Origin of the sequence: Duncaniella sp. (assembly GCF_029054785.1) — a bacterium.
In the GTDB taxonomy this organism is placed as follows: Bacteria; Bacteroidota; Bacteroidia; order Bacteroidales; family Muribaculaceae; genus Duncaniella.
Genome location: NZ_JAIDEN010000109.1, coordinates 1 through 12464 on the forward strand (window position 1 = coordinate 1; position 12464 = coordinate 12464).

The 12464-nt window shown below is 52.6% G+C and carries 10 protein-coding genes and 1 other RNA gene; 2 read left to right on the top strand and 9 right to left on the bottom strand.

Annotated features, from left to right (window positions below):
- Nucleotides 1–187: 187 nt before the first annotated feature.
- From ssrA to K2H17_RS07320, 4 genes are all read right to left on the bottom strand, one after another.
- Nucleotides 188–586, bottom strand: a transfer-messenger RNA (tmRNA) gene (gene ssrA / locus K2H17_RS07305).
- Nucleotides 587–771: 185 nt separating this feature from the next.
- Nucleotides 772–1839, bottom strand: coding sequence for an alpha/beta hydrolase (locus K2H17_RS07310; protein WP_300133206.1), 1068 nt, complete (start codon nt 1837–1839; stop codon nt 772–774).
- A 98-nt stretch (nt 1840–1937) separates the two neighbouring features.
- Nucleotides 1938–2645: a response regulator transcription factor gene (locus tag K2H17_RS07315; protein ID WP_123400548.1), complete on the bottom strand. Its 708-nt coding sequence runs from the start codon at nt 2643–2645 to the stop codon at nt 1938–1940.
- A 6-nt stretch (nt 2646–2651) separates the two neighbouring features.
- On the bottom strand, nt 2652–4148 hold the full coding sequence (locus K2H17_RS07320; protein ID WP_300133210.1) for a HAMP domain-containing sensor histidine kinase: 1497 nt from the start codon (nt 4146–4148) through the stop codon (nt 2652–2654).
- Between the two features lie 390 nt (nt 4149–4538).
- Between K2H17_RS07320 and ahpC the strand changes: the two genes are divergently transcribed.
- On the top strand, nt 4539–5105 hold the full coding sequence (gene ahpC, locus K2H17_RS07325) for an alkyl hydroperoxide reductase subunit C (RefSeq protein ID WP_300133213.1): 567 nt from the start codon (nt 4539–4541) through the stop codon (nt 5103–5105).
- Nucleotides 5106–5309: 204 nt separating this feature from the next.
- On the opposite strand, the gene K2H17_RS07330 is transcribed toward ahpC, so the two are convergent.
- The gene (locus tag K2H17_RS07330) at nt 5310–6224 is read right to left on the bottom strand and encodes a hypothetical protein (RefSeq protein WP_300133216.1); all 915 of its coding nucleotides are present in this window, start codon (nt 6222–6224) and stop codon (nt 5310–5312) included.
- Between the two features lie 217 nt (nt 6225–6441).
- On the opposite strand from K2H17_RS07330, the gene K2H17_RS07335 reads away from it, so the two are divergent.
- Nucleotides 6442–6729, top strand: coding sequence for a hypothetical protein (locus tag K2H17_RS07335; RefSeq protein ID WP_300133219.1), 288 nt, complete (start codon nt 6442–6444; stop codon nt 6727–6729).
- A gap of 78 nt (nt 6730–6807) precedes the next feature.
- On the opposite strand, the gene K2H17_RS07340 is transcribed toward K2H17_RS07335, so the two are convergent.
- The 4 genes from K2H17_RS07340 to pyrF form a co-directional block, all read right to left on the bottom strand.
- Nucleotides 6808–7371 (bottom strand): hypothetical protein, encoded by a 564-nt coding sequence (locus tag K2H17_RS07340; protein ID WP_300133221.1) that lies wholly within the window; start codon nt 7369–7371, stop codon nt 6808–6810.
- Nucleotides 7372–7621: 250 nt separating this feature from the next.
- Nucleotides 7622–9481 carry a YgiQ family radical SAM protein gene (locus tag K2H17_RS07345; protein ID WP_300133228.1) on the bottom strand — a complete coding sequence of 620 codons (1860 nt, stop codon included), beginning with the start codon at nt 9479–9481 and terminating at the stop codon, nt 7622–7624.
- A 47-nt stretch (nt 9482–9528) separates the two neighbouring features.
- Nucleotides 9529–11643: an excinuclease ABC subunit UvrB gene (gene uvrB, locus K2H17_RS07350; RefSeq protein WP_300133224.1), complete on the bottom strand. Its 2115-nt coding sequence runs from the start codon at nt 11641–11643 to the stop codon at nt 9529–9531.
- A gap of 80 nt (nt 11644–11723) precedes the next feature.
- The coding region (pyrF, locus tag K2H17_RS07355; protein WP_300133226.1) for an orotidine-5'-phosphate decarboxylase at nt 11724–12464 on the bottom strand (741 nt) is incomplete at its 5' end.

Genomic DNA, 12464 nt, shown 5'->3' on the forward strand with positions numbered 1-12464 from the left:
CGTCAAACTATACGCCTAAAATTTTAACACTCTCTACGTCTCAATTTAACATATGCACTGGCATTTCGGCTTGACCCGAAAAAACCGCAGAATTGATTGAAATTCTGCGGTTTAGTCTTGTTTAGACTTTTGTTGGCCGGAATTGGAAATCGCTGCAACTGGATTGCAGCAATCTGTCCGACCCGCTAAGTGGAGCTGGAGGGACTTGAACCCTCGTCCAAACGCGGAACTAATGAGCTTTCTACATGCTTAGTTTCTTCTTGGTTTTCGTGTTGAGACAGGTAAGAAACAACCAATCTCAGCCTTATCCTCTAAGTTTCTCGGCGAGTCGCGAGGCTTTCGTCGCCATATTTCCGATTTATCTGCACCACCGGGTCGATCCGTCTCGGAAAAAGGACAATCGGGTGATGTCTCGTTTCGGCAACTGTTGCCGAAATAAAGCTAATCTACTGTGCTTCGATTAGGCAGCGAGAGCGTAGTTGTTTTCGCCATTTGAAATTTTGATGTCCCTGATTTAAGAGCGTAGCCATCATTGCTCTGCATGCTTACTCACCACTTCTGCACGCTGTCAAAACCGGTCAGCCCCGTTTAGTGGATGAGTGATACTCCGAAATGCTATTGATCTGAATCAATTACTGTGTGCGGATGTACTAATTTGCAAATTTAGTCTGTTTTGCTGACAATGTCAATATGATGCGCCTGTTTTAATATTAATTAACTGTTATTCTGCTGTCGTGCAGCTGGAGTTTGAGCCTGATTTGTGGTTTGATGCTATTCCGCGGATTGGGGCGATTGGGTTGTGGCGGGGAGGGTGCGGTCAAGCCAGCTGAAGATGTAGCGATAGAGCGGTTCTCTGATTTCGGGCGCTGAGAGCACAAGGTCGTGAAGCCCTCCGATGACTTTTGTGCAGGTGACATCCGGGCCTAATTCCCGACCGAATTTTTTGATGTCGTTGACGTCAAGGACGCCGTCTGCCCGATTGTGGTCCGGAGTCCATTCTGAGCCGGTGACGCTTTGGGAGGAGTAGAGCAGGAGGACGGGAATGCGGATATCGGCAAGGCCGTCGCGCAGTGCGTTTTGTGCTTCTGTTATCGCCCGGATCCATCCGGCGGTGACAGGAGGCGATTGGATGAATTTCCAGTCGGTGTTGTAGGTCCATTCGCCGTGGAAGTCTTTCAGCAGACTTTCGGCGTAAGCTGTCGACAGGCCTTGTGAAATCTTGAAATCCGGGAATAATTTGCCCCAAAGGCTTACGGCGGGAATAATCCGCTCTTTCCATCCCTGGTTCCAGTCCAGAAACGGACTGTTGAGAATCAGCGCTTTGATGATTTCGGGATGACAACGGCTCTCGAAGTAGGCTGTTGTCAGTCCTCCGGTTGAGTGTCCCATGAGGATGACTTCGTCAATTCCGTTACGCTCCATGACAACGAGGGCTGAGTCGATGTCCGGGAAGTAGTCTGCCATGTCGCGTATGTCAAACGGTTTTTGCCCTTCGGTCAGAGAGCGTCCGTAGCGTCGCAGATCGACGGCATAGAAGTCATAACCGTGGCTGACAAAGCGATCGCCCATTTCCTGCTGGAAAAAGTAGTCGTTGAATCCGTGGACATAGAGCACACCGCGGTGCGTCCGGTTTTCTGCCGAATCCGGAGGGCATAGCTTGCGGACGATGGTGGATATTACTCTGCCGGTATAGTCGGTCCCTTGGTCGACATGGCGCATCTCGTAGCCGTTGCCGAGTATGTCGGGTTGCCATTCGCTGTTGGTCCGGGCCGGTGTTTTGAAGCTCCAGGAGGCAAAGATGAGCAACAGCAGGGCTGAAATCAGTGTGCGTTTTTTCATTATGAGAGCCAAAGTGGTTGACGGATTATTATAGGTCCACCGGGCCGGCGCCGTCATTGACAGTTGGCATCGGCCCGGTGGATATGAGGGATTTAGGATCAGTTCGAGGTTTCGAGTTCGGGAGCAATGAGCTTGTAGCCTTTGCCGTGGATGTTGATGATCTCGATCGAGGGGTCGTCTTTAAGATGCTTGCGCAGTTTGGTGATGTAGACGTCCATCGAGCGGGCGTTGAAGTAGTTGTCGTCGATCCAGATTGTCTTGAGAGCGAAATTTCTTTCGAGGATTTCGTTCACATGGGCGCAGAGGAGGCTGAGAAGCTCGGATTCCTTGGTGGTGAGTTTTGTCACCTTGTCGTCGATCAGAAGAACCTGTTTCTGGGTGTCGAAAGTGAATTTTCCGATCTTATACATTGTGATTTCCTTGCCCTTCTTGCCTTTGACGCGGCGAAGGATCGCTTCGATGCGGAATACGAGTTCCTCCATCGAGAACGGTTTTGTGATATAGTCGTCGGCTCCGATTTTGAAACCTTCGAGGATATCCTCCTTGATCGACTTGGCGGTCAGGAAGATGATGGGGACTTCGGAGTTTACGGTCCTTATTTCCTGAGCGAGTGCGAAACCGTCTTTCTTTGGCATCATCACATCAAGGACGCAAAGATCATATTTACCTTTGAGGAATGCTTTGTAGCCGCTTTCCCCGTCGGCGAAGAGATCGGCGTTGAAACCTTTGGCTTGCAGATACTCGCGGAGGAGCATGCCGAGGTTTTCGTCGTCTTCGCAAAGTAGTATGCGCAAACGTTCTTCCATAGTTTTTTAGTTTTTAGTTATTGGTAATGTTATTGTAAATTTTGTTCCTACATTGATTTCGCTCTCCACGCTGATCTCGCCGCCGAGTTCGCCGACCATTTTCTTGACGTAGGCCAGGCCGAGGCCGAAGCCTTTGACATCGTGGCGGTTGCCGGTGGAGACACGATAGAATTTCTCGAAAATCTTTTTGAGATCCTCGCGCTTCATGCCGATACCGTTGTCGCGGATGGTCACAGCTATGCGTTCGTCGTTGTGGGTGCTGACATTGCGGGTGCTGACGGTGAGTTTCAGGGGCACGTCCTCGCGGCGGTATTTCACCGCGTTGTCCAGAAGGTTGAAAATCACGTTGGTGAAGTGCATCTCGTCGACATTGACTGTTGACTCTTCGGCGTCGAGAACGGCCTCGATCCTGCCGCCGTATTTTTCCACCTTCAGCTTGAATGTGCTGGTGATGTTGGCGATCAGGACGTTGGCGTCAACGTTCTGAAGGCGCAGTGTGGCTTTCTGGCGTTCAAACATCGACATCTGCAACACTTTCTCAACCTGGAAACGCAGACGCTTTGTCTCATCGTTGATGACAGTGGAGATATGGCTGAGCATGGCCGGCGATTTCAGGACAGCACCGTCGTTGAGCATCTGTGCTGCGAGCGAGATGGTCGATATCGGTGTCTTGAACTCGTGGGTCATGTTGTTGATGAAGTCGTTTTTCATCTCGGTCAGTTTCTTCTGGCGGAATGCGAGGATGATGGTGCAGAGGAAGGTGACCAGAAGAATGAACGTGAAGATGAACGAGGGGATCATGAAGCGGATCGAACCGAAAATGTAGTCGCTCTTGGTCGGGAAGTAGACCTTGAGATAGTACATCTTGTTTTTCGGATCATTCGGGAAGAGCGTCTGGATGAACATGGAGTTCTCGTCGCTCGGTGTCGGATGATAGTTGGCCGAGCGGTAGACTATACCGCCGACGCGGTTGACAACGGCATATTCGAAAGGCAGTGTCAGGCCGTTGTTGTCGAGTTCGGACCGCAGATATGAGCGCACTTCAGTCGAGTCGGCGCGCTCGCTGATCGGACGGTTGCTTGAGCGGGTGATGATGTTGAAAATGACCTCGTCGAGCAATCCTTTCTGATAGAGATACTTGCCGCGCATGATCTCGCGCATCGAGGGACTGGTGTTCCGCTGGTCGATGTTGCCTTTCAGGGTGAGATCATAGTTGATCCCTTCGGGGGTGGTAAAGTTATAGTTTATTCCAACAGAGCCGTCGGCGTTGGTGCGTGGATAGAACTGCGTCTCCATCGTGGCAAGATCCTCTTCAAGGAAATGTTTTGTCTCGTCCTGTTCGAGGCGGGTGGTGACGGCGTAGAGAGAGCGTTTTACCCCCTCGGCAAACTGGTCGTCACGCATTTTCTTCATGTTGTTCATATACATGATCTGTACATAAAGCAGGCCGATGAAGGTCAGCGCCATTATGATGGTCAGAAACCAGATAGTTGATTTTTTCATTCCTTGGTGCTCTCTATTATATATTAAGGTAGACCCGCGGGTGAACCTTAAGTTTAACGGATACGCTTACTATGTTAACAACTGCAATGTATAATTGTTGTAAAAATTTTCAAATAAGACGAAAGCGCGTTAACATTTCGCGTCAAAATTAACATAAAAATGTGAATTTAACAACAGACGTCAGTTGAATTTGTTGTCGCATAGATGATTTTTTTGGTTGAAATAGACGCTGTTACTGCTCCGGTGAACCTTTCTGCAAGGGTGATGTTATAAAGAATGTGGCCTCAGAGCCGTCTCTGTGGCCGTTTTCCAGACAGGCTTACCGCCTGCGGTGAAAAACTCAGGCAAATCTACTATAAACGAGCAAATATATCATACTACTAAAAAACTATGCAGACTATCATCAACCAGCAGATTCCGGATTTTTCAGTCGATGCGTTTGTCGACGGAGATTTCAAGACCGTCACTTCCGCAGATCTCAAAGGCAAGTGGGCTATTCTCTTTTTCTATCCCGCGGACTTTACTTTTGTATGTCCGACTGAGCTTGTCGACATGGCTGAGTCCTATGATAAATTCAAAGAACTCGGTGCCGAGGTTTACAGCGTCAGCACCGACAGTAAGTTTACCCACAAGGCCTGGCACGATTCGAGCGATTCGATCAAGAAAGTCAAGTTTCCGATGCTTTCCGACAAGACAGGTGCGCTCAGTGAATATTTCGGAGTCATGAACCCTGACGATTTCATGGCCTACCGAGGCACTTTCGTGATCAATCCCGAAGGCAAGATCAAGATTGCCGAGATTCAGGACAACGGCATCGGACGTAATGCCGAGGAACTTCTCCGCAAACTTGAGGCCGCACAGTTTGTGGCCGAACATGGCGATCAGGTCTGTCCGGCCCGCTGGCGTCCGGGTCAGCAGACCCTCAAGCCCGGCATCGACCTCGTCGGTAAGATCTGAGCTGATGTGGTTTAGTCCACCGGCTAAAAGTATTCTTAAAAAATGGAAAGGGCCACGCAGCTGTCATCGTCTTTTATGGGCGGTGTCAGTTGCGTGGCTCTTCCGTTTTGTCCGGAGTGTGAGACTTCGGATGTGTGTGTTAAGTCGCTGTTGATGGAAAGACGTAAGGTTTAAGATGTTGAGTATGAGAATTTGATTGAATATTTATGACGTAGCATTTAGCTTTTGCAGGAATTCATCGCGGTCTATAGCCTCTGATGCGCTGATTCGAGTTATCAGTCGTGTCCGTTTGGTGTAAAACGATTTCAACTTCATTCCGGTGAACATACACACCGCTCGCGGAGAGAAGCCCGCATAGATCAGGACTATGAACCGGATGTCATCTTCTTTGAGCAGGGCGGCGCATTGACTGCGCAGACGGCTGGCTATGGAGTCCATACACTCGTCGACCGAGGCCTCGATCTGACGTAGTTTGAGAGGCGTTTTAAGCCGTTCTATCTCTTTTTCGACCTCCTTTATGATGAAGGCGCGGGTCTTTTCCGAATCGCCTTTCTCGAAAAATTCGTTGCAGAGGAAATTGATGGTCTGCCAGCGCTCACGGAAGAGGTTTTCGATGCGCGTGTTCATGGCGGATGACGATGCATGTCCGCGTGCTATCTCGTTGCTCAGATTGGCGAGCGATTCCATCTGCGCTTCGATTTCGGCGTTTTTCACTTTCATGCGCAGGCGGTAGTAAGCATAGCCCGCGGCCACAATGACGATAAACAGCAGTGTGACACAGATGAGGATTGTCCGCAGACTTGAAGCCCGCGAGTGTTGTTCGTTAGCGCGGTCCGACTGGAAATCGCGTTGAGCACCTACAACGGTCTCGGACGCTGTGGGCTGTCGGGCGTAGAGCCGTTGTTCGCAAAGGCTGTCGGTGTAGTTTTTCCAAAGTTCCGGCTCTCCGGCATTTCTGTAACATTCGGCTGTGGCCCAGTCGATCAGTTTGTATTCCGATTCGGTTTTCGCTATCGCGCGAGCACTGTCGAGATAGAGGCCGTAGTCTGCCGGCTCTGTCTCGATCTCGGCAGCTATGTCGGGCAGTACATGTCGATAGTCTTCGGCCTTGGCTTTCATCGTGCTTTTGCTGATGGCGAGATAGGCATAGTCTGCGGCTGTCGAATTCCCGGAGACCGTCGAGCCTTGCAGTGATGCGCATTGATGCCCGCAGGCAGTTGGCTGTCAGAGCCGAATCGCTGCCGGCTATTGACCGGATGCTGTCCAGCAGAAACATTCCGAGGCGCAGGCTGTCGTTGTTGGCGTGGGCTATAGCCACATCCAACAGGGCATAGCGGTGTGCCCTGACGCTGTCGGCCTGAAGGTATTGCGTTGCTGCATTGAGCCGATGCTCCACCACTTCATGTCCGCCGTAAGTCGCGGCTATTATGTCGGCAAGCAGGTCTTCGGCCTGCCCGCAAAGATAGTGGTCTCCATCTTCGCGGGCAAGTTCCAGAAGCTGCATCGCAGGCGTGACCGCCGCGCTGTATTCCCCTGCCCGATAGAGCGAGTCGGCAGACTCTATAAGTTCCTGCTTTTCACCACCAAGCCTATGAGAACATCCGACAAGGATGACCATTGTTAATAGACTCAGTAGTTTATGGAATAGCAACATAAATATGGGAAATGCAAATTGATATGTGTCAAATGGGGTTTATTTAGTCTATTTACGATCTCTGAGAGCGAGTGCATCAGGTCGTTCTAAATGATTTTTATTCAGATATTTGTAATATTCATGTGTGCCGTTGCGTGCCTGTTCAAAATTTTGTATAAAATTATCATGGTGATATGTGATATTTGTATTTTGGACTTTAGCCACTGCTTTACAGCTATCAACCTCATGGTTGCACCAGGTATAGACTTCTATTATTTTGTCATATTCTTCGGCGGTAAATCCTTTCGCTATAGCTTGGTCGCGTGTCAGCCGGAAAATAAGATGGTCTCCTTCCACATAGCTGTGTTTCCATTTTAGAAGTGATTTTTCCATGATTTCACGGCCTTCGGGGGTTGATGCTAATTCGTGAAGCCTCTTTTGGTTGATTTCTGCAATTTGAGCGCGGCGTTTTTCCCAGTTTCTTTCAAATTCATCGGCTATGCGCGCTCTGTCGTTCGCTTCGATTGATTCCCGGATTTCGTTGGCCTGATCGTTTTCTTCCGATTGTGTGCAGGATGCCATTCCCGCCGAGAGCAGCAGGGAGAGGATGAGGGGGGTGAGTGTCGCTTTCATGTGATAATGTTTTTGGAGAGGTTAGACATGTGGCGGAATGCGGTCTGCAGCCTCGATCCCGACAATGCAAAGATACGACACGAATAGTGGTTTATACAAATTTCGAGGGGGTCGGAAAATTCTTCAGCTTGTTTTGTCGGGTATTGAAAATCAATGCGTTAGTCTGTGTTTTGTCAGTGCGATTTTCTTCACCTCTCCGAAAGGGCTTTTTCCGCCCCGGAATCGGGGCGAAAAAAGCAGTCGGTCGGGCCTAATTTCTTTTTGATTTTTGATATGGATAGGTGGCCTGGCGAGGGAATAGGCGCTGGAGCAGATCGGGACGCCGCAGGCGCTGAAGAGAGCGGATGAGGTCGGCCTGATAGGCGCGGTCATACCAGAAGAAATATTTCCGCTGAGCCTGTTTCTGTTCAGGGCTGACGGCGGTGAAGACTTTCTCTCCGGTGTAAGGATGATAGCCTGTATAGTAGATTTCGGTAGAGAGAGTCATCGGGGTAGGGGTGAAGTCCTGAATCTGTTCGAGGTGCAGATTGAGTTCTTTGGTCTCGGCGGCAAGCTCGGCCATGTCGACTTCGCGGCATCCGGGATGGGAGGATATGAAGTAGGGGATCAGCTGCTGTCGGAGTCCGTGACGCGAGTTGACTCGGTCGAAAAATCGGCTGAATTCATGGTAGAGCTGGAAAGAGGGCTTGCGCATAAGGTTGAGCACAGTGTCGGAGGTGTGTTCCGGCGCCACTTTCAGACGTCCGGAGACGTGGTGGGTGATCAGCTCTTCATTATATGTGCGGTTTGTCTCGTCTATGCGGCGGTCGCCAGTGTGGTGCATGGAAAGATCATAGCGCACACCGCTGCCGATGAATGATTTCTTTATGCCGGGGACGCTGTCGATTTCGTGGTAGAGATCGAGCAGTGGCTGGTGGTCTGTGTTGAGGTTGGGGCATATTTTCGGGTGCAGACACGAGGGCTTCAGACACTTGGCGCAGATGCTTTTGTCTTTGCCACCGAGGCCATACATGTTGGCGCTCGGACCGCCGATGTCGCTCAGATAGCCTTTGAAATCGGGCATGCGTGTGATCTGGCGGACTTCGCGGATCACTGACTCGCGGCTTCGCGAGGCTATGAATTTGCCCTGATGGGCCGAGATGGTGCAGAACGAGCATCCGCCGAAACATCCGCGGTGGATGTTGACCGAATGGCGTATCATCTCATAGGCCGGTATGCGTTTGTCTTTGTAGCGCGGGTGGGGCAGGCGGGTGTAGGGCAGATCGAATGATGCGTCGATCTCGCCGGTGGTCATCGGCGGATACATCGGATTGACCTTCACCCAGAAGCCGCCTTCGTGGTGCTGCCAGAGCACTCTGCCTTTCATTGAATTGCTCTGCTGCTCGATATGGCGGAAGTTTTCGGCCTGGAGGCGTTTGTCGCGGAGGCAGTCGGCGAATGAGTGCAGGATGATGTCGTCTTTTCCGGCTCTGAAATCTGCATCGGCGACGCGGACCACGGTCTGAGGCAGGTCAATGAGCGAGCCGACGGGTACTCCCGCTTCAAGCTGTCCGGCGATTTCAACCACCGAGTGTTCGCCCATGCCATAGCTGATCAGATCGGCCTTGCAGTCGGCGAGCAGGGAGGGGCGCAGGCGGTCTTCCCAATAGTCATAGTGGGAGAGACGGCGCATTGATGCTTCGATGCCTCCGGCGATGATCGGAGTCTCCGGGAAAAGGTCGCGGAGAATCTTCGAGTAGACAATAGTGGGGTAGTCGGGGCGGGCGCCGTGGCGTCCGCCGGGGGTGTAGGCATCGTCGCTGCGGCGGCGCCGGGCGGCGGTGTAGTGGTTGACCATCGAGTCCATCGCTCCGGCCGAGACTCCGAAAAAGAGGCGGGGGGCGCCGAATTTGCGGAAGTCACGCAGGTCGTCCTGCCAGTTGGGCTGGGGGACGATGGCCACATTGTAGCCGGCGGCCTGAAGTGTTCGTCCGATCACTGCCGCGCCGAACGAGGGGTGGTCTACATAGGCGTCGCCCGAAAAAAGTACAACATCGACGTGGTCCCAGCCCAGGGCTTTCATTTCCTTGACTGAGGTGGGGAGATAGCGGTCCGCGCCGGGATATGTCATGCGCTGTCGGCCCGCTTCGGCGGTTTTTATATTTTCTTTCTTTTCGCTCATTTTGTTTCTTCCTTCGGTTCGGCAGACATCTTGGAGAGGCGGTCTTCCATCGCGAGAACTTCGTCGCGCAGGCGTGCGGCGTCGATGAAGTCCATGCGCTTGGCGGCTTCGACCATTTCAAGCCGCTTTGTCGTGATGAGTTTCTGCAAGGCGTCTGCGTTGAGATAGGGGATGACGGGGTCGGCGGCGAGGTTGACTTTCGTGCTGTATTCCTCGGCATAAGGCACGGCTTTCGGACGCCCTGCCTTTGACTGGCTGCGGTCTGTCCGCTGCGGCTGTCCGGATGCCTTGCTGTCGGTGATCCCGTCGGCATCGGTCTCAAGTCCGATGATCGAGTTGCGGGCCTTGATGATGGCCTGCGGGGTGATTCCGTGTTCCTCGTTGTAGGCAAGCTGCATGGCGCGTCGGCGAGAGGTCTCGTCGATGGTCTGCTGCATGGAGTCGGTGATCTTGTCGGCATACATGATGACGGTGCCGTTCAGATTTCGGGCTGCGCGGCCCACGGTCTGAGTCAGCGAGCGGTGACTGCGCAGGAAGCCTTCCTTGTCGGCATCGAGAATGGCCACAAGCGAGACTTCCGGCAGGTCGAGACCTTCACGGAGAAGGTTGACACCGACAAGCACATCGAATTCTCCGGCCCGCAGTCCGTCGAGAATCTTTATGCGGTCCAGGGTGTCGACATCGCTGTGGATATATGCCGTCTTTATGCGGATTTTGGTGAGATAGTCGTTTAGCTCCTCGGCCATGCGTTTGGTCAGGGTGGTCACGAGGACGCGCTCGTCGCGCTCGATCCGTAGGTTGATCTCGTGAAGAAGATCGTCGATCTGGTTGAGCGATGGGCGCACTTCGATGACCGGATCGAGCAGACCGGTCGGGCGGATGATCTGTTCGACCACCACGCCTTCACATTTTTCCAACTCATAATCGGCGGGAGTGGCGCTGACGTAGAGCACCTGAGGTGTCAGCCGTTCGAACTCCTCGAATTTCAGCGGACGGTTGTCAAGAGCCGCAGGCAGGCGGAAGCCATATTCCACAAGGTTCATCTTGCGTGAGAGGTCTCCGCCATACATCGCCCTGCACTGAGGCAGTGTGACATGGCTTTCGTCGACAATCGTGAGGAAGTCCTTTGGGAAATAGTCGAGGAGGCAGAAGGGGCGCATTCCCGGCTGACGTCCGTCGAAGTAGCGGCTGTAATTCTCGATGCCGGAACAGTGGCCGACTTCGCGCAGCATCTCGACATCGTAGGTCACTCGTTCCAGCAGGCGCTTTGCTTCGAGTTCCTTGGCCTCGCGCATGAAATAGTTGTACTGTTCGCCAAGGTCCAGTTCGATCTGACCGATCGCCGATCCCATGCGTTCGGGCGAGGTGACAAACAGGTTGGCCGGATAGATCTGGAAGATGTCATGGGTGCCCAGCGAGACATTGTCTGACGGATGGAGAGTCTTGATCGACTCGATCTCGTCGCCCCAGAATGTCACACGGACAATGATTTCTTCATAGGCCAGACGGATGTCGACGGTATCGCCCTTGACGCGGAAAGTGCCGCGCGACAGTTCCAGCTCGTTGCGCGAGTAGAGCGAATTGACGAGCGACCGCAGGAATTTGTTGCGTGTGATCTTCTGACCGACCTTCACGGTGACCACATTGCTGTCGAAGTCCTCAGGATTGCCCATGCCGTAGAGACAGGAGACGGAGGAGACCACTACCACATCCTTGCGTCCCGACAGGAGCGCCGAAACGGTTGAAAGACGGAGTTTCTCGATCTCGTCGTTGATCATGAGGTCCTTCTCGATATATTTGTCGACGGTCGGAATGTAGGCTTCCGGCTGATAATAGTCGTAATACGACACGAAATACTGCACCGAGTTGTTTGGGAAAAATCCCTTGAACTCGCTGTAAAGCTGAGCGGCTAATGTTTTGTTGTGGCTGAGGATGAGAGTCGGTTTTCCAACCTGTTCGATGACATTGGCCATCGTGAATGTTTTGCCTGAGCCTGTGACGCCGAGAAGCGTCTGGGCTTTCTCACCCGCCCTGATGCCTGCCACAAGCTGCTCGATCGCCTGCGGCTGGTCGCCCGTGGGCTGATATTGTGATGTGAGCTGGAAATCCATGATAAAGGGAATTTTTCGTAACTTACAAAATTACGAAAAATTCCCTTTATATGCAATAAGCTGTCTGTTTTCGGCCCGGATCAGATCACTCCGTAGGTGGAGAGCAGGATGGTCATGTGGTCGCGGAGTTTGCGGGCTTCGGCCTCGGCAGCTTCTGCGAAATCGGTGCCTGAGGATGCGTAGATGATGCCGCGCGATGAGTTCACGAGCAGGCCGCATTCAGGTGTCATGCCCCATTTCGCTACTTCCTCAAGGCTGCCGCCCTGTGCTCCTACGCCGGGAACGAGCAGGAAGCTCTGCGGTGCCACACGGCGCACTTCTGCAAACATTGCGCCCTGGGTTGCGCCGACGACGAACATCAGGTTTTCTGTCGTGCCCCACTTCTGGGCTGTTTCCAGGACGTGCTCGAAGAGACGTGTGCCGGTCATGTCGGTGAGGAACTGGAAGTCACGGCTTCCGGGGTTTGAGGTGAGGGCAAGGAGTATCACCCATTTGCCTTCATAGTCCATGAATGGTTTGACGCTGTCAAAGCCCATGTATGGAGCCACGGTGATTGCGTCGACACCCATGTTTTCAAAGAATGCGCGGGCATAGAGCGAAGAGGTGTTCCCGATGTCGCCGCGTTTGGCGTCGGCGATGATGAAATGGTCGGGATAGTTGGTGCGCAGATAGTTGACCGTGCGCTCCAGAGTCTGCCAGCCCTCTGTCCCACGGCTTTCATAGAAGGCGGTATTGGGTTTGTAGGCCACGCAGTAGGGCGCTGTCGCGTCAATGATGGGCGTGTTGAAGGCGAACATCGGATCGTCCTCCGTCAGAAGATG

What these genes read in the sequence shown, in the direction of transcription:
- K2H17_RS07310 (WP_300133206.1), bottom strand. Translation starts at nt 1,839, where the DNA reads ATGAAAAAACGCACACTGATTTCAGCCCTGCTGTTGCTCATCTTTGCC.
- K2H17_RS07315 (WP_123400548.1), bottom strand. Translation starts at nt 2,645, where the DNA reads ATGGAAGAACGTTTGCGCATACTACTTTGCGAAGACGACGAAAACCTC.
- K2H17_RS07320 (WP_300133210.1), bottom strand. Translation starts at nt 4,148, where the DNA reads ATGAAAAAATCAACTATCTGGTTTCTGACCATCATAATGGCGCTGACC.
- ahpC (WP_300133213.1), top strand. Translation starts at nt 4,539, where the DNA reads ATGCAGACTATCATCAACCAGCAGATTCCGGATTTTTCAGTCGATGCG.
- K2H17_RS07330 (WP_300133216.1), bottom strand. Translation starts at nt 6,224, where the DNA reads ATGAAAGCCAAGGCCGAAGACTATCGACATGTACTGCCCGACATAGCT.
- K2H17_RS07340 (WP_300133221.1), bottom strand. Translation starts at nt 7,371, where the DNA reads ATGAAAGCGACACTCACCCCCCTCATCCTCTCCCTGCTGCTCTCGGCG.
- K2H17_RS07345 (WP_300133228.1), bottom strand. Translation starts at nt 9,481, where the DNA reads ATGACATATCCCGGCGCGGACCGCTATCTCCCCACCTCAGTCAAGGAA.
- uvrB (WP_300133224.1), bottom strand. Translation starts at nt 11,643, where the DNA reads ATGGATTTCCAGCTCACATCACAATATCAGCCCACGGGCGACCAGCCG.